At 73.3% G+C, this 21,085-nt stretch carries 16 protein-coding genes, 2 tRNA genes and 1 other RNA gene; 13 read left to right on the top strand and 6 right to left on the bottom strand.

What is annotated here, in order from left to right:
• Positions 1-86: 86 nt before the first annotated feature.
• On the bottom strand, positions 87-806 hold the full coding sequence (locus M2163_RS24965; protein WP_280850615.1) for a siderophore-interacting protein: 720 nt from the start codon (positions 804-806) through the stop codon (positions 87-89).
• A gap of 77 nt (positions 807-883) precedes the next feature.
• Between M2163_RS24965 and M2163_RS24960 the strand changes: the two genes are divergently transcribed.
• The 5 genes from M2163_RS24960 (at position 884) to M2163_RS24940 (ending at position 6,867) form a co-directional block, all read left to right on the top strand.
• Positions 884-3,004 carry a penicillin acylase family protein gene (locus M2163_RS24960; protein WP_280895075.1) on the top strand — a complete coding sequence of 707 codons (2,121 nt, stop codon included), beginning with the start codon at positions 884-886 and terminating at the stop codon, positions 3,002-3,004.
• A gap of 8 nt (positions 3,005-3,012) precedes the next feature.
• A complete protein-coding gene (locus M2163_RS24955) occupies positions 3,013-3,624 on the top strand; it encodes a GNAT family N-acetyltransferase (protein WP_280850617.1) in 612 nt (203 codons plus the stop codon).
• Complete coding sequence (locus tag M2163_RS24950; RefSeq protein ID WP_280895074.1) at positions 3,614-4,081, top strand: cupin domain-containing protein; 468 nt, start codon at positions 3,614-3,616, stop codon at positions 4,079-4,081. Before M2163_RS24955 ends, M2163_RS24950 begins: the two co-directional genes overlap by 11 nt.
• The gene (locus tag M2163_RS24945; RefSeq protein WP_280895073.1) at positions 4,078-4,830 is read left to right on the top strand and encodes an SDR family NAD(P)-dependent oxidoreductase; all 753 of its coding nucleotides are present in this window, start codon (positions 4,078-4,080) and stop codon (positions 4,828-4,830) included. The genes M2163_RS24950 and M2163_RS24945 overlap by 4 nt, the downstream gene beginning before the upstream one ends.
• Before the next feature lie 123 nt (positions 4,831-4,953).
• The gene (locus M2163_RS24940) at positions 4,954-6,867 is read left to right on the top strand and encodes a copper resistance protein CopC (protein WP_280895072.1); all 1,914 of its coding nucleotides are present in this window, start codon (positions 4,954-4,956) and stop codon (positions 6,865-6,867) included.
• On the opposite strand, the gene M2163_RS24935 is transcribed toward M2163_RS24940, so the two are convergent.
• Complete coding sequence (locus M2163_RS24935; RefSeq protein ID WP_280895071.1) at positions 6,851-7,675, bottom strand: DUF72 domain-containing protein; 825 nt, start codon at positions 7,673-7,675, stop codon at positions 6,851-6,853. The two genes, M2163_RS24940 and M2163_RS24935, sit on opposite strands and share 17 nt — an antisense overlap.
• A gap of 31 nt (positions 7,676-7,706) precedes the next feature.
• Here M2163_RS24935 and M2163_RS24930 point away from each other — a divergent pair, with 31 nt between their 5' ends.
• Together M2163_RS24930 and M2163_RS24925 are read left to right on the top strand one after the other, a co-directional pair.
• Entirely contained in the window at positions 7,707-8,486 is a 780-nt protein-coding gene (locus M2163_RS24930) for an SDR family oxidoreductase (RefSeq protein ID WP_280895070.1), read from the top strand.
• A gap of 495 nt (positions 8,487-8,981) precedes the next feature.
• Entirely contained in the window at positions 8,982-9,413 is a 432-nt protein-coding gene (locus M2163_RS24925; protein ID WP_280850623.1) for a hypothetical protein, read from the top strand.
• Positions 9,414-9,495: 82 nt separating this feature from the next.
• On the opposite strand, the gene M2163_RS24920 is transcribed toward M2163_RS24925, so the two are convergent.
• Positions 9,496-9,583: transfer RNA gene (locus M2163_RS24920), tRNA-Ser, on the bottom strand.
• Between the two features lie 72 nt (positions 9,584-9,655).
• On the opposite strand from M2163_RS24920, the gene ffs reads away from it, so the two are divergent.
• The 6 genes from ffs to M2163_RS24890 all read left to right on the top strand — a co-directional run bounded on the left by ffs (position 9,656) and on the right by M2163_RS24890 (position 19,105).
• Positions 9,656-9,754, top strand: an RNA gene (gene ffs / locus M2163_RS24915) — signal recognition particle sRNA small type.
• A 97-nt stretch (positions 9,755-9,851) separates the two neighbouring features.
• On the top strand, positions 9,852-12,338 hold the full coding sequence (locus tag M2163_RS24910; RefSeq protein WP_280895069.1) for a DNA polymerase III subunit gamma and tau: 2,487 nt from the start codon (positions 9,852-9,854) through the stop codon (positions 12,336-12,338).
• Positions 12,339-12,446: 108 nt separating this feature from the next.
• Entirely contained in the window at positions 12,447-13,700 is a 1,254-nt protein-coding gene (purD, locus tag M2163_RS24905; protein WP_280895068.1) for a phosphoribosylamine--glycine ligase, read from the top strand.
• 332 nt (positions 13,701-14,032) lie between these two features.
• Positions 14,033-16,315 (top strand): hypothetical protein, encoded by a 2,283-nt coding sequence (locus tag M2163_RS24900; protein WP_280895067.1) that lies wholly within the window; start codon positions 14,033-14,035, stop codon positions 16,313-16,315.
• Between the two features lie 265 nt (positions 16,316-16,580).
• Positions 16,581-18,101 (top strand): N,N-dimethylformamidase beta subunit family domain-containing protein, encoded by a 1,521-nt coding sequence (locus M2163_RS24895; RefSeq protein WP_280895066.1) that lies wholly within the window; start codon positions 16,581-16,583, stop codon positions 18,099-18,101.
• A 104-nt stretch (positions 18,102-18,205) separates the two neighbouring features.
• A complete protein-coding gene (locus tag M2163_RS24890; protein WP_280895065.1) occupies positions 18,206-19,105 on the top strand; it encodes a phosphoribosylaminoimidazolesuccinocarboxamide synthase in 900 nt (299 codons plus the stop codon).
• A 44-nt stretch (positions 19,106-19,149) separates the two neighbouring features.
• Here the strand turns inward: M2163_RS24890 and M2163_RS24885 are convergent.
• The 3 genes from M2163_RS24885 to M2163_RS24875 form a co-directional block, all read right to left on the bottom strand.
• A tRNA-Gly gene (locus M2163_RS24885) sits at positions 19,150-19,222 on the bottom strand.
• 22 nt (positions 19,223-19,244) lie between these two features.
• On the bottom strand, positions 19,245-19,859 hold the full coding sequence (locus M2163_RS24880; protein WP_280850629.1) for a response regulator transcription factor: 615 nt from the start codon (positions 19,857-19,859) through the stop codon (positions 19,245-19,247).
• Positions 19,856-21,073, bottom strand: coding sequence for a histidine kinase (locus tag M2163_RS24875; protein WP_280897309.1), 1,218 nt, complete (start codon positions 21,071-21,073; stop codon positions 19,856-19,858). Before M2163_RS24875 ends, M2163_RS24880 begins: the two co-directional genes overlap by 4 nt.
• Positions 21,074-21,085: the final 12 nt, after the last annotated feature.

Genomic DNA, 21,085 nt, shown 5'->3' with positions numbered 1-21,085 from the left:
CGGTGGTTGCTGTTCGGTACAGGACAACAGCTGTCCCCGTACGACCCACCAGCCCCTCGAAGGGTTGTGCGCCCGGCGCGGCTTTCTCAGGGCCTCCAGTAACCCAGAGCGTCGACCCGCTCCTTCGGCACCCCCAGTTCCTTGCGGACGTACGACGACAGGGCCCGGGTCGTCGCCGTGTCGCAGGCGATCCACACGTACGCGTCCGGGTGGCCGCTCAGCAGGCCGGGCAGGTCCGCCTTCGCCTGGGCGACCAGGTGGGCCCCGGAGTCCAGGCGGAGCACCCGGCGGACCTCGTGGCGGGACGGGTCGGTGCGGAAGGGCAGGTCCTCGTCGCCGCCCTCGAACCAGACGGTCGCGGGGGAGGAGTCCAGGGCGCCGAGGAGGGAGTTGAGGGCGGGCAGGGAGGCCGGGTCACCGAAGGCGAAGACGTGCGTGGGCTCGGGGTCGGGCCGGTCGAACCCGGTGCCGTGGACGGTGGCCTCGACCGTGTCGCCGGGCTTCGCGCCCCGGGCCCAGTCGCTGGCGACGCCGTCGTGCAGCGCGAACTCCAGGGTGAACGTGCCCTTCTCGGGGTCCGGGTCGACCAGGGTGTAGGCACGCTGGTGCGGCTTGCCCGCGGCGGAGAACCACAGGCGCACCCACATCGTGGGATGGACGCCGGTGGCCGCCAGCATCCCGCCGTCGGTGAGGTGCACCCGCCGGTACGCGTCGGTGACGTCCTCGGCGCCGGTCACGGTGAACACGAAGTCCTTCGCCCGCAGCAGTCGGAGGACCGCCCCCTCCCAGCCGTGCCCCTGCCCCATGGTCTTTCACCCTTCAAGTACGATTCCCTCACCAGTGAACTTAGGTAAGCCTAACTTAAACGGAAGCGAGTGCGAGGGTGAGTACCGAGATCCACCGCGACGCCTGGGGGATACCCCACCTCCGCGCGGGCAGCGCGCGTGAACTCGCCCGCACCCAGGGCCGGGTCACCGCCCGCGACCGCGCCTGGCAGCTGGAGGTCGAACGGCACCGCGCGCAGGGCACCTCGGCCGCCTTCCTCGGCGCCGGGGCCCTGTCCTGGGACACCCTCGCGAGACGGGCCCGCCTGGACGACACCGCGAGACGCTGTTTCGCCGCACTGGAGAGACGGGACCCGCCGACGGCGGACTGGGTACGGGCGTACGTCGACGGCGTGAACGAGGAACTGCCGTCCACCCGGGCCCCCGAGTTCGCCCGCGTCGGTCTCGCCCCCGGCCGCTGGGAGCCCTGGACACCGCTCGGCGTCTGGCTCGCCACCCACATCCTGTTCGCCGGCTTCCCGGCCAAGCTCTGGCGGGACGAGGCGCTGCGGCACCTGGGCCCGGACGCGGTCGGTCTGTTCGCCGCCGACGGCCCGGGCACCTCCGGCAGCAACGGCTGGCTGGTCGCCGGCGCCCGCACGGTCACCGGGCACGCCGTGCTCGCGGGCGATCCCCACCGCTACATCGAGGACCCCGGCGTCTACCAGCAGATCCGCCTGGCCTGCCCCGAGTTCGACGTCGTCGGCCTCGCCGTCCCCGGTGTCCCCGGCATCGCCCACTTCGGCCACACCGGCACCGTCGCCTGGTCCATCACCAACGCCATGGCCGACTACCAGGACCTCTACCGCGAACGGCTGCGCCGCACGGGCGCCGGTGTGGAGGCCCTCGGCCCGGACGGCACCTGGCAGCGCGCCACCCGGCACACCGAGACCGTCGAGGTGGCGGGCGAGGACCCGGTCGAGATCGAGGTGATCGAGACGGAACGCGGACCGGTGGTGGCGGGCGGCCCGGAAGGGCTGGAGGGGGGCGGAGTGCTGGAGGAGCCCACCGCCACGGACGCCTCCCGGCCCGGCTCCCCTCCCGCACCGACCCCCGTCGCCCTGTCCCTGCGCTACCCGCCCCGTGTCACCGAGGACCTCGGCTTCAGCGCCCTGCTCCCGCTCCTGCGCGCCCGCCGTACCGCGGACGTGGACCGTGCCTTCGACCTGTGGGCCGAGCCCGTGAACGTCGTCCAGGCCGCGGACACCGAGGGAGGTCTGCTGCACCGGGTCGCGGGGCGGGTCCCGGTGCGCGCGGAGGCCAACCGGCTGCGGCCCGTGCCCGCGTGGGAGCCCGGGCACGACTGGCGGGGCTGGCACGACACCCTCCGCGCCGGTCTCACCGACGGCATCGCCGTGATGGCCAACCAGCGCGGCCCCGCCGCCCCGCTCGGTGTCGAGTTCGCCCCGCCCCACCGGGCGGACCGCATCACCGCCCTGCTGGCGGAGAAGGAGCGGTGGTCGGCCGCCGACATGCCCCTGATCCACATGGACACCCACCTCGCCTCCGCGCAGCCCCTGCTGGATCACATGGCGGCCCTGGAGGGTCTGAGCGCCGGGGCCGAGGCCATCAGGGAGACGATCCTGCGCTGGGACCGCCGCATGACCGCGAGCAGCACGGAGGCCGCCCTCTACGCCGCCGTGCGCAGCGCGGTCGTACGACGGCTCGCCGCCCACCCCGCCTTCGCGGCCCTGACCGAGCCGCCCGCCTATCCCGACGTCCTCCTTCCCTGGCTCGGCCTCGTGCCCCGGGTCGCCTTCGCGCTCGAACACCTGCTGCGCGCCGAGGAGTTGTACGGCATCGACCGGGCCGAGACCGTGCGGGCCGCCCTGGAGGACGTGGCCGCCCGGCCACCACGGGGCACCTGGGGCGACACCCACCGCCTCGCCCCCTGGCAGGCGCTCCCCGAGCACGACCGGGACGCCCCCGCCGTCTCCGGCGACCACGACTGCGTCCTGTGCACCTCCGCGGTGCCCGGACTCACCGACCTCGCCGCGCGCGGCCCGGCCGCCCGGTACGTCTGGGACCTGGCCCGCCGCGAGGACAGCCTCTGGGTGGTCCCGCTCGGCGCCTCCGGCCTGCCCGGCTCACCCCACCACCGCGACCAGCTCCCCCTGTGGCTCCGGGGAGATCTCGTACCGGTCGTCACCGACTGGCAGCACCTGACGAAGGAAGACTGAGGAGACCGATGTCCGACACCCCCACCCGTGAAGCGGTCCACACCCAGACGGTGGACGGCTACGGCACCGTCCGCGTGCTGCGCCTTGACCCGTACGCCGACGCCGCGACCGTGCACGCCTGGGTGCGTGAGGAACGCGCCGCGTTCTGGGGCATGAACGGCCTCACGCAACAGCAAGTGGCCGAGATATACGCCCACTTGGACACCCTCGACACCCACCACGCCTATCTGCTGGAGAAGGACGGCGAACCCGCCGGGCTCCTGCAGACCTACGACCCGGAGGCCGACCGGGTCGGCGAGTGCTACCCCGTCGAACCCGGTGACATCGGCATCCACCTCCTGCTCCCGCCCCCCGGAGCGCACGGCACCCGGCCCGGCTGGTCCGGGGCACTGCTGTCCGCCGTGGCCACGTACGTGCTGCTGGTCCTGGACAAGCGGCGGGTCGTGGTCGACCCCGACGTGCGCAACGAGAAGGCCATCGCCCGCTTCCTGAAGCAGGGTTTCGTCGCCGGGGACGCGGTCGTCCTGCCGGAGATCGACCTCCCCGACGTGCACCTGCCCGAGAAGCGTGCCCAACTGGCTTTCCTGACAAGGGAGGTAGCCTTCCCGGGTGACGCCTGACGAACTCGTCGCCCACTACGGCATGGAACCGATCCCCCGCGAGGGCGGAATGTTCCGGCAGACCTGGGCCGGAACCGAGCGCGCCGACGGTCGACCGCACGGCACGGCGATAGTGGCCCTGTTGACCTCGGACGACTACTCCGCCCTGCACCGCCTGCCCAGCGACGAGATCTGGCACCACTACCTCGGCGACCCCCTGGACCTCCTGCTCCTCGCCCCGGACGGCACGGCGAGCACCGCCGTCCTCGGCCCGGACGTACGCGCCGGCCAGCACCCCCAGTTGACCGTGCCCGCGGGCACCTGGATGGGGGGCACGACCCGCGGCGCCTGGACCTTCTTCGGCTGCACCATGGCCCCCGGCTTCACCTACGAGGGCTACGAGCACGGTGACGCGGCCGAGCTGACGGCGCGTTACCCGTCCGAGGCGGCGCGGATCGCGCGACTGTGTCGTCCATGAGACTCCTCGACGGTCAGGTCGCCCTGGTCACCGGTGCGGGCGGTGGCATCGGACGGGGCATCGCCGTCCGGTTCGCCGAGCAGGGCGCGGCGGTCGCCCTGCACTGCCGTACGGCCGTGGCGGCGGCCCGCGAGGTGGCGTCCCGGATCGAGGACTCGGGCGCCCGGGCCGTCGTACTGGAGGCGGACCTGCGGGACGAGGACGCGTGCCGGCGGCTGGTCCGGGAGGCCGATGCCTGGGGCGGGGGACTGACCGCGCTGGTCGACAACGCGGGTGTGCAGCCCGTCCAGGCCCTGCCCGGGATGACGGCCGCGCAGTGGCGGGACGTCGTGGACACCAACCTGACCGGCGTCTTCGCCTGCACGCAGGCGGCCGCGGAGCTCATGGGGCCGGGCGGATCCATCACCCACGTCGCGTCCATCGAGGCGGGCCACCCCGCCCCCGGACACGCCCACTACGCCGCCTCCAAGGCCGCGATCGTGACGCACGCGCGGTCGGCGGCCCTGGAGTACGGCCCGCGCGGCATCCGAGTGAACACGGTCTCGCCCGAGCTGATCGACCGGGAGGGGCTGGCGGACAGCTGGCCCGAGGGAGTGGAGCGGTGGCTGCGGAAGGCGCCCCTGGGCAGGCTCGGGCGCCCCGAGGACGTGGCCGACGCGTGCGTGTTCCTCGCCTCCCCGCTCGCGTCCTGGGTCACCGGGCACGATCTGGTGGTGGACGGCGGGGTGTCCGCCCGGCCGACGTGGTGAGCGCTGCGGGGTTCGCGTCCGTACATGTCGGGAAGACCGGGAGCCCAGGTACGGAGTAGTGACGTGAGGTGTGAGCGTGCGCGCAGCAGCACAGGCCGGCGAAGGCGAGGGTTTCAAGGGCTGGTGCTGCTGGGCACCGTGCTGGTCCTGCTCCTCTTCGGCGGTGCGGGAGCGGCGTCCGCCCACGCGGCCCTCAGGGCCACCGACCCCGAGGACGGAACCGTCCTCAGGTCCGCCCCCCGCGACATCACCCTGACCTTCACCGAGTCCGTCGGCCTGCTCGACGACTCCTTCCGGGTGCTCGCCCCCGACGGCAAGCGCGTGAAGGTCGGCGACGCCGGGCACGGGGCGGGCGGCTCGGAAACGGCCCGCGTCACCCTGCCCGCCCGGCTCGCCCAGGGCACCTACACGGTGGCGTGGCGGGTGGTCTCGGCCGACAGCCATCCGGTCTCCGGCGCCTTCACCTTCTCCGTCGGCAAACCCTCCCCGGCCATCGTGGTCGCGGACACCGGACCGACCGAGGACCCGGCCACGGAGAGCCTCTTCAACATGGGCCGCTACCTGGCCTACCTCGGCGCCGCCCTGCTCATCGGCACCGCCGTCTTCCTCGCCGCCTGCCGCCCCCCGGAGCCGGCCCGGCTGCGCCGACTGCTGTGGGCGGGCTGGGGCACCCTGCTCGGCTCGACCGTGTTCCTGCTGGTGCTGCGGGCCCCGTACGAGAGCGGCGCGGGCCCGTCCGCCGCGTTCTCCCTGAAGGCCCTCGAACGCACCCTGGGCACCCGCCCCGGCGAGGCCCTCCTGGTGCGCCTGGCGCTGCTGCTGATCGCGTACTTCTTCGTCGTACGACTGCTGCGGCTCGGCGAGTCGAGGCTGCCCCGCGCGTGGCAGGCGGCGGGCGGCGTGCTCGCCGTGGGTCTCGCGCTGACCTGGGCCGCCGCCGAGCACGCGTCCGCCGGGATCCAGGTGCCGGTGGCGATGACGTCCGCGGTGCTGCACGTGCTGGCGATGGCGGTCTGGCTGGGCGGTCTCGCGGCCCTGCTCAGCACGCTGCACCGGGCGCCGTCGCAGCTCCCGGCCGCCGTCGTCGCCCGCTTCTCCCGGCTGGCCTTCGCCTCGGTGACCGTCCTCGTCGTCACCGGCGTCTACCAGTCCTGGCGCGGCCTCGGCTCCTGGAGCGCGGTCACCGGCACGACGTACGGCCATCTGCTGGTCCTCAAACTGCTCGCGGTGACGCTGCTGCTGACCGCGGCGAGACTGTCGCGGCGGTGGACGGGACGGCTGGTGACGGTGGCGGCCGTGGCGGAGGCGGAGGCGGTGGCGGTGGCGGATGTGAATGCGGAGACGGAGGTGAAGACGGGGGCGGTCACTCGGGGGAAGGTGCCCGAGCGGGTGGGCGTACCGGCGTCGACGTCGGCGTCGGCCTCAGCCTCGGCTTCGGCCTCGGTCGAGGCGCGGGATGAGGCGCGGGCGGAGGGGGTCGTACGGGAGAAGGCGGCCGGTTCGTCGTCGGCCCCGCCGCCGGTGCCCGGCACCCCGGAGCCGGCCGCGCCGGCCTACCGGTACGGTCTGCGCCGCTCCGTCCTCGCCGAAGTGGCCGTCGGAGTCGTGGTCCTGGTGCTGAGCACGGTGCTGAGCGGCACGCTGCCGGGCCGGGCGCAGGCCGAGGCCGCCGAGGCGGGCCCGGCCACGGGCGGACTGCCCGCCGCGTCCGTGACCGACGTCCCCTTCGCGGTGGGCGGCGCCACGGGCAAGGTGCAGATCACCCTCGACCCGGGCCGCACCGGCGACAACTCGGTCCAGGCCATCGTCTACTCGGCCGACGGCGGCCTCGCCACGGTCCCCGAACTCCGGCTCTCCTTCACCCTCCCGGCCCAGCGGATCGGCCCGATCGACGCCCGGCTGACGAACAAGGGCGGCTACTGGGGCACCGACGACCTCACCCTGCCCCTCGCCGGCGACTGGCGGATGAAGGCGACGATCAGGGTCTCCGACATCGACCAGACCAGCGTCACCAAGACGGTCAGGATCGTGGGCTGAGCAGCTCGGCCATGGTCTCGGCGGCGTGCACGGCGGCCGCTCCGCAGCAGTTGTTGAACAGGACGTGGAGCTCCTCGGACCGCTCGGCCAGCGCGTGCAACCTCGGCACCCACTCGGCGAGTTCGGCGCGCGGGTAGTCGTACCGGAAACGCTCCTCCTTGCTGCCGCGGCCCCAGGAGGAGCTGCGCCCGTGGAAGCGCACGACGGACAGCCGGGGCGAGGTGACGGGGGTGACCGGCGGCAGCGAGGCGGGCAGCCCCTGGCGCATGTCCACGGCCACGGCGGCGAAGTCGTACTTGCCGAGCAGCGCGCAGGTGAGGTCGTACTGCCCCTCCTCCCACCAGGACGGATGCCGGAACTCCACGTGGACGGGCCAGCCGGCGGTCCGTTGCGCGGTCTCCTCCAGGAACCGCTCCGCCCGCGCCCCCGGCCGCAGCCACGGCGGGAACTGGAACAGCACCCCGCCGAGCCGGCCGGCCCGGCGCAGCGGCTCGATCCCGGCCGCGAACCGCTCCCACACCTCGTCCAACGGCACGTCGGCGAGCGCGGTCTGCTTCGCGGGATGACCGGTGAGCGGCGCGTACGCCTTCACGTCGAGGACGAAGGACGCGGGCGTGCGCTCCACCCACAGAAGGCTGTTGCGCTCGCTGGGCAGGGCGTAGAACGTGCCGTCCACCTCCACCACCGGGAACCGCTCCGCGTAGTACCGCAACCGCCCTTCGGCGTCCCGCCGCCCCGGCGGGTACCAGCCGCTGCGGACGAGCGCGGGATCGGTCCAGGAGCACGTGCCGACGAGAATGCGGGTCATGGGGGCCCGGGTACCGACTTAGGGTGCGGGCATGACTTCCCAGGCGTATCTCTCCCAACTCTTCTCGCTGGACGGCCGGGTGGCGGTGGTGACCGGCGGGAGTTCGGGCATCGGCAGGGCGATCGCGGGGGCGTTGGCGCGGGCGGGGGCGAGCGTGGTGATCGTGGCCCGCGGTGAGACGGAACTAGCTTCCGCCGCAGCCGAGTTGACGTCGGACGGCTGCCGGGCGGCCTGGGTGCGCGGCGACTTGAGCACGCGGCAGGGCGTCCGTACGGCGGCGGAGGCGGCCGCCGCCGTGTTCGGTGAGCCGGACATCCTGGTCAACTCCGCGGGGATCAACCTGCGTCCACCCATGACCGAGCTCACCGACGAGGTGTGGGACACCACCATGGCGGTCAACCTGGAGGCCCCCTACCTGCTGGGCCAGCGCTTCGGACCCGGCATGGCCGAACGCGGCTTCGGCCGGATCATCCACATCACGTCCCAGCAGGCCCACCGCGCCTTCGTCCAGAGCGGCGCCTACGGCGTCTCCAAGGGCGGCCTGGAATCCCTGGCCCGCTCCCAGGCCGAGGCCTGGTCCCCGTACGGCGTCACCGCCAACACCCTCGTCCCCGGCTTCGTCCTCACCCCGCTCAACGCCCGCCTGGCCGACGACCCGGAGCGCGTCGCGTCCCTGGCCGCCCGCACGATGACCGGCCGCAACGGCCTCCCCGACGACTTCGCGGGCGCCGCGGTCTTCCTGGCGAGCGGGGCCTCGGCCTATGTCACGGGACAGTCGGTCTTCGTGGACGGGGGATTGTCGGTGCACTGACCGAACGGGCCTCCCCGGGCCCGTCGGCCACCCGGAGGAGCGGAGTCCGCCCCGAGCACGCCGGTCACCCGGCGGAGCAGAGCCGTCCCGGGCACGCCGGCCACCCGGCGGAGCAGAGCCGTCCGTCGGGCAGCACATGGCCCACACGGCGTTGTAGCGCGGACGGACTGTGGCTCACCCTGAGCGCCGCCCGCATCGGCGGTGTGCTGCCCTCGGACCGCCGTCACAGCATCGCCGTCACAGCATCGCCGTCACCCTGGAGGAGACCTCCCCGGCGGAACGGCTCACCTGTTCGCCAGAGCGTGACGCTGCTGGCCAGGGCGCTCGGGGCGTGAACGGCCGAACCGCCGGCGGTTGCAGTCGCGGCGCCGGGGGATCGCGGTGATCCTGGCAGTGGAGCTCGACCGCAGTGCCAGGGGCGTTGTGCGTCGGTGATCGCACTGATCGCACTGATTGCGCTGATCGCGGTGTACAGGAAGCAGGAAGGTGGCAGCCATGGCAACGATGCCGAGCGAGGCACGGCGAGGGTACGGAAGGCATGGCGAGAGCGAAGGGCTCAGCGGCGCGTCCGTGTTCGCCGGTGCCGTGCTGATGCTCAGCGGGCCGCTCAGCATTCTCATGGGCGCATCCGGCATCGCGAGCGACAACTTGTTCGCCGCGTCCCAGTACGCCTATCGGTTCGACCTGACCGCCTGGGGCTGGATCCACATCGTGGTCGGACTGGCCCTCACCATTGCCGGCCTGGGAGTCGTGACCAACCAGAGCTGGAGTCGCGGTGCCGGCGCGGCGGCAGCGGGGATCAGTCTGATCACCCAGTTCATGTTCGTCCCGTACTACCCGCTGTGGGCCATCCCCGTCATGACACTCGACCTCTTGATCATCTTCGCCTTGACGAGATTCCACGCCGGAGCGGGCACGGGCCGCTGAAACGCCCGAAACCCAGACGCACAACGCCGAAGGGCCCCGCTGCGAACAGCGGGACCCTTCGACATCGTGCCCGGTGAGGCACTGGCGGAGGATACGAGATTCGAACTCGTGAGGGGTTGCCCCCAACACGCTTTCCAAGCGTGCGCCCTAGGCCTCTAGGCGAATCCTCCGCCGCAAACAATACAAGACGTTGAGGAGTGCTCGCGAACTCGTTCCCACCCCTCGCCATCGGGTACTGTTTGGGCAGCCCCTCACGCGGCGCTATCTGACTGAACTCCCCCAGGGCCGGAAGGCAGCAAGGGTAGGTTGGCTCTGGCGGGTGCGTGGGGGGCGTTCGCGTTCCCGGACGGACTCGCCGGACGGAGAGCCGGGCCGAGTGCCAGGGCTGAGCGCCCGCGCAGGGTCGGGTTGTCAGTGGGCGCCTATAACCTCGTAGGCGTGTCGTCTCTCGCGCTGTACCGCCGCTATCGCCCGGAGTCGTTCGCCGAGGTCATCGGGCAGGAGCATGTAACCGACCCGCTGCAGCAGGCGCTGCGGAACAACCGGGTCAATCACGCGTACCTGTTCAGCGGTCCGCGCGGATGCGGCAAGACGACCAGCGCGCGCATCCTCGCCAGGTGCCTGAACTGCGAGCAGGGGCCCACCCCCACCCCCTGCGGGGAGTGCCAGTCCTGCCGGGACCTGGCCAGGAACGGCCCGGGGTCGATCGACGTCATCGAGATCGACGCGGCGTCCCACGGTGGCGTGGACGACGCCCGTGAGCTGCGGGAGAAGGCGTTCTTCGGCCCCGCGAGCAGCCGGTACAAGATCTACATCATCGACGAGGCCCACATGGTCACGTCGGCCGGTTTCAACGCGCTGCTCAAGGTCGTCGAGGAGCCCCCGGAGCACCTCAAGTTCATCTTCGCCACCACCGAGCCCGAGAAGGTCATCGGCACGATCCGGTCGCGGACCCACCACTACCCCTTCCGCCTCGTACCGCCCGGCACCCTGCGGGAGTACCTCGGCCAGGTGTGCGGCAAGGAGAACATCCCCGTCGAGGAAGGGGTGCTCCCGCTCGTCGTGCGGGCCGGTCAGGGGTCCGTCCGTGACTCCATGTCCGTCATGGACCAGCTCCTCGCCGGCGCGCGTGAGGAGGGTGTGACGTATGCCATGGCCACCTCCCTCCTCGGCTACACCGACGGCTCCCTCCTCGACTCCGTCGTCGAGGCCTTCGCCACCGGTGACGGCGCGGCCGCCTTCGAGGTCGTCGACCGGGTCATCGAGGGGGGCAACGACCCGCGCCGGTTCGTCGCCGACCTGCTGGAGCGGCTGCGGGACCTGGTCATCCTGGCCGCCGTCCCCGATGCCGCCGAGAAGGGGCTCATCGACGCCCCCGCCGATGTCATCGAGCGCATGCAGGCCCAGGCCGGCACCTTCGGGGCCGCCGAGCTCAGCCGCGCCGCCGACCTGGTCAACCAGGGCCTCACGGAGATGCGCGGCGCCAACTCGCCCCGCCTCCAGCTGGAACTCATCTGCGCGCGCGTGCTGCTCCCCGCGGCCTACGGTGACGAGCGCTCGGTCATGGCCCGCCTCGACCGCATCGAGCGGGGCGTGAACTTCTCGGCCGCCGGCGGCGCCCCCGCGATGGGATACGTCCCGGGGCCGGAGGCGCACGGGGGCGTGGGGGGCGTCGGAGCCGTCCCGGGTCCTTCGGCGCCCGCCATGCCGTCCTCGGCGTCCGCCATGCCGTCCTCGGCCGCGGTGCCTCCCGGTGGCGGTCCGGCCGCGGCCCGGGCTGCGGTCCGGGCCTCGGGTGCGGGCACGCCTGGCGCTCCGGGTCCCGGCAACGCCCCGGGCGCCGGCGTTCAGGGCGGTGGCATCCCCGGCGGGGGTCTCCCCGGTGGAGCCGCGGGTCCGGGCGGATTCCCGGGCGCTACGGCCGACTCCGCACCCCCCGCTCCGGCCGGACCACCCCACACCGGTCCGTCCCCCACCGGCCACCCTGATCCCGCCCCCCAGTCCCACCAGCAGCCCTCCGCCGCAACCCCGGCTCCGGCCCCCGCAACGTCCCCCGGCGCCTGGCCCACCGCCGCCCCCGCCGGCGGCGGCCGTCGTCCCGGTGGCTGGCCCACCGCGGCCCCGGCGGGCGGCGGTCAGCACTCGTCGCCTCAGTCGTCACCCCAGTCACCCCAGTCGCCCCAGTCACCCCAGGCGCCCGCGCACCGACCGGCCGCCCCGGCACCGGTCCAGCCCGCCTCCGCGGCCCCCGCCCCCGGTCCGGCGGCCGCCTACGCCCCGCCGTCCGGCGGCCTCGACCCCCGTCAGCTCTGGCCCAACATCCTGGAAGCGGTCAAGAACCGCCGCCGCTTCACCTGGATCCTGCTCAGCCAGAACGCCCATGTGGCCGGCTTCGACGGCACCACCCTCCAGCTCGGGTTCGTCAACGCCGGCGCCCGCGACAACTTCGCGAGCAGCGGCAGCGAGGAGGTGCTGCGCCAGGCGCTCTCCGAGCAGTTCAGCGTCCAGTGGAAGATCGAGGCCGTCGTCGACCCCTCGGGCGGCGGCGCGGCACCGCCGGCATCCGGCGGCTTCAACGGAGGCGGTGGCTACGGCGGAGGCGGTGGCTACGGCGGAGGTGGAGCCGGAGGCGGCAGCGCCGGCGGCTACGGCACCGGGACCACGGGAGGCTACGGAGCCCCGTCGCCCCAGGTCCCGTCGTCCCCCCAGGCGTCGCCCGCCCCGGCCGCACAGTCCACCCCGTCGCCCGCCCCCACACCGGCCCCCGCTCCGCAGCGGTCCGCGCCGGAACCCCCGCCCGTCTCCATCGAGGACGACATCCCCGAGGACGACGACCCCGATCTCAACGAGTCGGCCCTCTCGGGCCGCGAACTGATCGTGCGGGAGCTCGGGGCGACCGTGGTCGAGGAGATCTCGAACGAGTAGGGAGGCCGCGGGAGGAGCGAGCCGGGCGCCCTCACCTTGGAGGAAGCTACGACTGCTCCCGCTCCGTCCCTTGGGAACCTGCCACAAAAACCCCGTTAGGCTGACCCCGTGAAGGTCCTCGTCATCGGTAACGGCGCCCGCGAACACGCCCTGTGCCGCTCCCTGTCCCTCGACCCCGACGTCAGCGCGCTGCACTGCGCACCCGGCAACGCCGGCATCGCCGAGGTCGCCGAGCTGCACCCGGTCGACGCCCTCGACGGCGGGGCGGTGGCCACGCTCGCGCAGCGGCTCGGCGTCGACCTGGTCGTCGTAGGCCCGGAGGCCCCGCTGGTCGCGGGGGTCGCCGACGCCGTGCGGGAGGCGGGCATCCCGGTCTTCGGCCCGTCCGGGGAGGCCGCGCAGCTCGAGGGCTCCAAGGCCTTCGCCAAGGACGTCATGGCCGCGGCCGGAGTACCCACCGCCCGCTCCTACGTCTGCACGAACCCCGAGGAGGTCGCCGAGGCCCTCGACGCCTTCGGCGCCCCGTACGTCGTCAAGGACGACGGTCTGGCCGCGGGCAAGGGCGTCGTCGTGACCAGCGACATCGAGGCCGCGACGGCCCACGCGAACGCCTGCGAGCGGGTCGTCATCGAGGAGTTCCTCGACGGCCCCGAGGTCTCCCTCTTCGCCATCACCGACGGCGACACCGTCGTGCCGCTCCAGCCCGCCCAGGACTTCAAGCGCGCCCTCGACGGCGACGAGGGCCCCAACACCGGCGGCATGGGCGCGTACTCCCCGCTGCCCTGGGCCGACCCGAAACTGGTGGACGAGGTCCTGCAGACGGTTCTTCAGCCGACCGTCGACGAGATGCGGCGCCGCGGCACCCCCTTCTCCGGCCTGCTGTACGCCGGTCTCGCGATCACCTCCCGGGGCGTTCGGGTCATCGAGTTCAACGCCCGCTTCGGCGACCCCGAGACCCAGGTCGTGCTGGCCCGTCTCAAGACCCCGCTGGCCGGTGTCCTGCTCGCCGCCGCGAGCGGCAACCTCGAGGACCTGCCGCCCCTGCGCTGGAGCGAGGACGCCGCGGTCACCGTGGTCATCGCCTCGCACAACTACCCCGCCACCCCCCGCACCGGCGACCCGATCACCGGGCTCGACGAGGTGGCCGAGCAGGACGCCCCGCACGCGTGGGTCCTGCACGCGGGTACCAAGCGGGACGGCGACGCCGTCGTGAGCGCCGGCGGCCGCGTCCTGTCGGTCACAGCGTCCGGCAAGGACCTCACCGAGGCCCGCGAGCGCGCGTACCGGGCCGTGGGCCGCATCCGGCTCGAAGGTTCCCAGCACCGGACGGACATCGCGGCGAAGGCGGCCTCCGGAGCCTAAGTGCCCCGAGAAGCCCTGAGAGGCCTCGGGAAGCCCCGAGAACCGGGGCGAAACCCCCGTCCCCGAACAACCCGACAGGCCCCGGATCCGTCTAAGGATTCGGGGCCTGATCTTTGCTGTACGTCATCCACCTTTCCCCAAAGCCATTCCATCGAGTGACCGGTGCCGCATACGGCTGACGGGGACCCGGGGCCCAACTAGGGTGCCGCGCAAGCGTTCCGGCACTTGGCCCACCGGCATTGCGATGTCAGTGGCGGGTGCCACAGTGGGGGAGTGAGCAACACCAGGACAGCTGGGCGTTCAGGACGGCAGGGAGGGGGTGAGGTCCGGTCATGACCGGTATCGGTGTGGAGGCGGGCGCGCAGGCCGCGCGCTCCCGGGCCCTCGCCGTGCTGCGGATCCGCAGCCGTGCGCTGGCCGTGGCGCTGCTGCCCGCGGCGGTGGCCGTGGTGCTGCTCGCCGGAGGTTCCACCGACCATCTCGTGGGCGGGTTCTGGGACACCGCCAGGCTGGTCATGAGCGTGATCGGGGTCGTGGTGCTGCTCGCCGCCGGGGCCGTCGCCCTGGTCGTGGCCCGCGCCCGGCCCGCCGTCAGTCCCACCGTCGCGATCGCCGAGGAGTCCGCGCCCGACCTGTACCGCATGGTGCGCGACCTCGCCGACCGTCTCGACGTCCCCGCCCCCTCGGCCATAGCGCTGACCCCGGACTGCGACAGCTGGCTGGAGGACCGCACCCACCCCGCCCACGGGCCGCCCCCGAAGGAGGGCCGGGAGGACGAGATCGCCGGTGTCCGCGGCTCGCAGCGCGGAGCCCCGGCCGCCCCGGTGCTGGTCATCGGCTCGCCGTTCCTGTGGTGGATGCGCGTCGGCGAACTGCGCGCGGTCCTCGCCCCGGTCGTCGCCGGTACGGGCCCCTCGGCCCACCCCGACATAGCGGCAGCCCGGCGTTTCGTACGGGGTCTGGACGCGGCGGTGGCCGTCGGCTCGGTCCCCGGCCGCTGCCCCCTCACCCGCGTGATGTGCGCGGGCGTCGCCTGGGTGGCCCGTCTCCTCCTGCGCAGCTGCCGGGAGCACGCGACGCAGATGGAGCGCGGGGTCGCCGCCGCGGCCGCGGAGCGCGCCCAGGCTGTGGACTACGGCCTCAGGATCGTGGCCCAGGAGCAGGTGGGCCTGGCGTACGCGGGCTGGGACCGGCTGCTGACCCGGGTCGCGCTGCCGGCCTGGCGGATGGGCCGCTGGCCCTCCCGGCTCGACGCGGGAGTGGTGGCCGCCCTCACCGAGCTGTCCCGCCGCGACCGCCTGGCCGAGGGTTTCGCCTCCCGGCTGGGGGAGCGCCCCGCCTGCGACCTGCTCGAGGAGCCCGGCGCGATCGACGAGGCCGCCTCTCTGCTCGCCGCCCGGCTCTTCCACGGCGGCCCCGCGGAGACCGGCCCGGACTGGTCGCCGGTGGACTGGCAGGAGTACCCGGAAGAGGTCGTGGACCGCAAGTGGCGCCTGGACGCGGCCCGCCTCCACCGAGTCCTCGACGCCCAGGAAGTCCGCCGCCCCGCGGAACCCACCGCACCGGGGTCGGACGCCCCGACCCTCTCCCGGGTCATGGCCCACCTGTCCGCACCCCGAGCGACGGACGCCGCAGCAGCGACCTCCGCCGCAGACGGCTCCGCCGACGCCGACCCGACGCCCGGGTCCAGGGCCACCGACCCGATGCCCCGGACCGGGACCGCCGACTCGATGCCCGAGTCCAGGGCCACCGACCGGCCTGCCGATCCGGCTGCGCACCCCACGGCCCCCACGGCGACCGACGGACCCGCCCCCGACCACGCTGCCGCACCGCCCGAGCCCACGTCACCACGGGCCGAGCCCATCTCCTCGGGGGCCGAGCCCGCCTCACCGGGGGCCACCTCACCTGGCGCCGAGCCCACCCCACCGGGCGCCGAACCCACCCCACTGCGCGCCGAGCCCGCCTCGCCACAGTTCGAGCCCACCTCACTGGAGGCTGAGCCCACCTCACCGGGGGCCGAGCCCCCCTCACCGCAGACCCTCACCACCACCGAACCCGCCGAACCCGCCCCGCCCTCGCAGGCCGCGGCCCCCGCGGACTCCGTACCGGCTCCGCCGAGCACCGCCCTGGACGCGGACCATGACACCGCCCGCGAGGGCGACGGCCCGGACGTAAAGAGCGAGCCCTCGACCCACGACCATGCGGCCGCCCGGCATGAACCGGCCCCGGCCGTGGAGGCCGAGACCCTCGCCGCCGCGCTCACCGCCGAACTCGCCCGCGAGGAAGCCGCCGCACCCCCGTCCCGTAGCGCCGCCGACATCACCCCCTGGGACGACACCGCTCTCCCCCTCTTCCCGCTGCAACCCCCTCGCAGCGCCCGGGAGCTGCTCACCGACCACGTCACCGCGATGGTCTGCTGCGCCGCCATCGACACCGCCGGCGCCGCCCCGGGCCTGGACTGGCTCGACGGCCCGTCCCTGCTCATCAACGGTGAACGCGCCGCGGACCTCGCCCCCCGCGTCCTCAGCCTCGTGGAGGACGGCGATCCGGCCCCGCTGCGCGCCTGGCTGGTCAAGTCCGGGATACGCCCCGAGAAGCCGGTCCGCCTCGTCTGACAGAGGTGGAATACCCGCTTCCACTTTCGGCCAATTCGCAACGAATAGTGACAGTCCAAGTGCGGAATGTGATGTGCTGGGACCGATCGCGCACATGGCAAGGGCAAGCGCCATAGGACAGACGCACGACACCCCCAGACACGCCCAGCCACGCGCCACACAGCCCAGCACGGCACCGCACGGCACTGCACCGCACCGCACCGCCGAACCCAAGCACCGCACCGCAGCACGAGCACCGACGGGGGCACCAAGGAGGAGAGCGACCATGGGACCAGGGCCAGGCCCAGGACCGGAGCACATCCGCCGCTGGGAGTCGGGAGCACTCGCGCACGCCGTGACGGACCCCTTCGGCCAGGGCCCCGTCCCCTGGCTGCGCGGCAGTGAGACCTACTTCGACGACACCGGTCAGGTGGTCCCCTGGTACGTCGAGACGGACCCCGCGCACACCCCGAAGGAGGGCACCCCGCGCATCCCCTCCCCCCGCACCGCCCCCCGCGGCGGCCCCCGCTCCGCCGACGACGTCCGCCGCCAGATCAAGGGCTTCACCTCGACCGGCGCGGTCGCCCCCGGTGAGGCCGTCGACTTCCACATCACCGTCGACCCGCCGCAGGAGTTCGCCGTCGACGTCTACCGCATCGGCCACTACGGCGGCGACGGCGCGGCGAAGATCACCACCAGCCCCCGCCTCTCCGGCATCGTCCAGCCCCCGCCGCTGACCGCGGACCGTACCGTCTCCTGCCACCACTGGTGGCTGTCCTGGCGGCTGCAGATCCCGTCGTACTGGAGCGTCGGGGCGTATGTCGCCGTCCTGACCACCGCCGACGGCTACCGCTCCCACATCCCTTTCACGGTCCGCGACGACCACCCCGCGGACTTACTGCTCCTGCTGCCCGACGTGACATGGCAGGCGTACAACCTCTACCCGGAGGACGGGCGGACCGGCGCCAGCCTCTACCACGCCTGGGACGAACAGGGCCGGCTCCTCGGCGAGGCCGACGCCGCGACCACGGTCTCCTTCGACCGGCCGTACGCGGGCGCCGGCCTGCCCCTGCACGTCGGCCACGCCTACGACTTCATCCGCTTCGCCGAGCGCTACGGCTACGACCTCGCCTACGCCGACGCCCGCGACCTGCACGCCGGCCGGCTCGACCCCACCCGCTACCGGGGCCTGGTCTTCCCCGGCCACGACGAGTACTGGTCGGCGGCCATGCGCCGCACCGTCGAGCGCGCCCGGGACACCGGCACCTCCCTGGTCTTCCTGTCCGCCAACACCATGTACTGGCAGGTCGAGCTGGCCCCCTCGCCGTCCGGCGTCCCCGACCGCCTGCTCACCTGCCGCAAGCGCAAGGGGCCGGGGAAACCGGCGCTGTGGCGCGAGATCGACCGCCCCGAACAGCAGCTGGTCGGCATCCAGTACGCGGGCAGGGTGCCCGACCCCCACCCCCTGATCGTCCGCAACGCCGAGCACTGGCTGTGGGAGGCGACCGGCGCCCAGGAGGGCGAAGAACTCGACGGCCTGGTCGCGGGCGAGGCCGACCGTTACTTCCCGCGCACCCCGCTCCCCGAGCACGACGACCGCATCCTGCTCGCCCACTCGCCCTACACCGACAGCGAGGGCGCCCTCCGTCACCAGGAGACGTCCCTGTACCGCGCCCCCTCCGGCGCCCTGGTGTTCGCCGCGGGCACCTTCGCCTGGTCCCCGGCACTGGACCGCCCGGGCCATGTCGACCCCCGTGTCCAGCGCGCCACCGCCAACCTCCTGGACCGCATCTGCAAGCGTGACTGAGCCCGGGCGGAGCACCCGCCCAGGACCTGCAGCACACCCCAAGTCCAAGGTCAGCCGCCTGTACGGGACAATCGACCCGTTGGACATACCCACGGGGAGGAACCGTGTCCGGATTCGTAGAAAAGCCCGAGCCGCTCCAGGTTCCGGGCCTGGTGCACCTGCACACCGGCAAGGTGCGCGAGCTGTACCAGAACGAGGCGGGCGACCTCGTGATGGTCGCCAGTGACCGCATCTCCGCCTTCGACTGGGTGCTGCCGACGGAGATCCCCGACAAGGGCCGCGTCCTCACCCAGCTCTCGCTCTGGTGGTTCGACCAGATCGCCGACCTGCTGCCGAACCACGTCCTGAGCACGGACCTGCCGGAGGGTGCCCCCGCCGACTGGGCCGGCCGCACCCTGGTCTGCAAGTCGCTCCAGATGGTCCCGGTGGAGGCCGTCGCCCGCGGCTATCTGACCGGCTCGGGACTGCTGGAGTACAACGACTCCCGCACGGTCTGCGGCCTCGCCCTCCCCGAGGGACTGGTCGACGGCAGCGAGCTGCCCGCCCCGATCTTCACCCCGGCCACCAAGGCCGAGGTCGGCGAGCACGACGAGAACGTCTCCTACGAGGAGATCGCCCGCCAGGTCGGCGCGGACACCGCCGCCCGGCTGCGCCAGGCGACCCTCGCCGTCTACGCGCGGGGCCGGGACATCGCCCGGGACCGGGGGATCATCCTCGCGGACACCAAGTTCGAGTTCGGCTTCGACGGGGACACCCTCGTCATCGCGGACGAGGTCCTCACCCCGGACTCCTCCCGCTTCTGGCCGGCCGAGCAGTGGGAGCCGGGGCACGCGCAGCCGTCGTACGACAAGCAGTTCGTGCGGGACTGGCTGACCTCGGCGGAGTCCGGCTGGGACAGGAAGAGCGAGCAGCCCCCGCCGCCGCTCCCGCAGGAGGTCGTGCACCGCACCCGCGCCAAGTACATCGAGGCGTACGAGCGACTGACGGGCACGAGCTGGTCGTAACGCGAAAGGCCCCCGGTGAGAACCGGGGGCCTTTGCCGAAACAGAGCGAACGACGAGGTTCGAACTCGCGACCTCAACCTTGGCAAGGTTGCGCTCTACCAACTGAGCTACGTTCGCATGCGCCGTGGCGCGAGAACCACTATACCCAACCTCGCTCGCGTGCGAGCCGCACGGCCGCGTGCCGGTTCTCGGCCCCGAGCTTGGAGACGGCCGACGACAGGTAGTTGCGTACGGTCCCCTGCGACAGCGCGGCCCGTTCGGCGATCTCGGCGACGGGTGCCCCGTCGGCGGCGAGTTCGAGCACCTCGGCCTCCCGCGCGGTCAGCGGGGAGTCCCCGGCGGAGATCGCGTCGGCGGCCAACTCGGGGTCGACGTAACGGTTTCCCGCGTGCACCGTGCGGATGATCTCCGCGAGCCGCTGCGCGCTCACGGTCTTCGGTACGAATCCCCGCACACCCGCCTCCAGAGCCCGCTTGAGGTGCCCCGGCCGTCCGTGGCTGGTGACGATCAGCACCTTGCAGGCGGGCAGTTCGGTCCGCAGGGATGTGGCGACCTTCACACCGTCCGCGCCGGGCATCTGGAGATCGAGTACGGCGACGTCGGGTCCGTGCGCCCGGGCCATCGCGAGCGCCTCGGGTCCGGTGGCCGCCTCCGCGACGATCGCCAGGTCGTCCTCCATGGAGAGCAGCGCGGCGAGCGCGCCCCGGATCAGGTGTTCGTCGTCGGCGAGCAGAATGCGCACGCTCTCCTTCACGCGATCTCCTCCGCCGCCACCAGCGGCACCTGGGCCACCAGCCGGAACGCACTCTCCCGCACCGGTCCCGCCTCCAGCGTCCCGGCCACCGCCGCGAGCCGTTCCCGCAGTCCGGCGAGCCCGGACCCGCCGGCACCGCCCGACGGTCTCAGCACCCCGTCGTTCTCCACGGTCAGCACCACCCGCTCCTCCTCGGTCCGTACGGCCACCGTGCACCGCTTGGCATCGCCGTGCCGCAGGACGTTCGTGGTGGCCTCCCGCACCACCCAGCCCAGTGCCGACTGCACCTCGGCGGGCAGCCCGCCCGGCTCCCCGGTGACCTCGCAGTCGATCCCGGCCGCGGTCAACACCCCTCGGGCTCCGGCCAGTTCGGCCCCCAGGTCGGCCTCCCGGTAGCCGCGCACGACATCCCGCACCTCACGCTGTGTCTCCTGCGCGATCCGCTGCACCTCGGTCATCTGGTCCACGGCCTCCTCCCGCCCGCGACGCGCCAGCTGTACGGCCAGCTCGCTCTTCAGCGCGATCACCGCGAGGTTGCGCCCCATCACGTCGTGCAGGTCCCGCCCGAACCGCAGCCGCTCCTCGGCCACGGCGAGCCGGGCACGGGTCTCGCGGGCCGCGTCGAGCTCGTAGACGGCGGTGAGCAGCCACACCGAGAAGACGGAGGTGAAGGCGAGGAACCCGGCACCGAGCAGGACGGCCACCATCGTGGCGAGGGTCGACGGACCGGGCAGCCCCAGCGGATAGGCGATGACCCCGGCGCCCGCCGCGAACCCCGCCACGAGGGCGAAGATCCGTTTCCGCTCCCGCACCCCCAGCGCGATCACTCCGGCGCCGAAGATCAGCACGACCGCGAAGATCCCGCCGGCCGCGGTGTCGACGTCCTCCCCGCGCGGCCCGTGTTCCGTGATCGTGATGGCCGTCACGGCGACCGCGACGGTGACCGCGCCGAGTGTCCACAGCATGTGGACGGGCTGCTCACGACTGCCGCGCGTCCAGTCCAGCGCCCAGGACGCGGCCACGGCACAGGTCCCCGCGTGCCCGACCACCATCACCAGCAGCAAGGCGGTCAGCCAGCGCGGCATCGCACCGAACAGCGGCAGCCCGACCGCGGCGACCTCGGTCACCGCGAAGAAGTGGAACGACCACCGTGTGTACGTCTCGACCTTCGCCGGCGTGCTCTTCCGCCGCCACCAGCCCCCCGGCTCGCGCATGCTCTCCCCGTA

Origin of the sequence: Streptomyces sp. SAI-135 (genome assembly GCF_029893805.1) — a bacterium.
In the GTDB taxonomy this organism is placed as follows: Bacteria; Actinomycetota; Actinomycetes; order Streptomycetales; family Streptomycetaceae; genus Streptomyces.
Note: the sequence above shows the minus strand (reverse complement) of the source record. Positions and strands in the feature narration are given on the sequence as shown.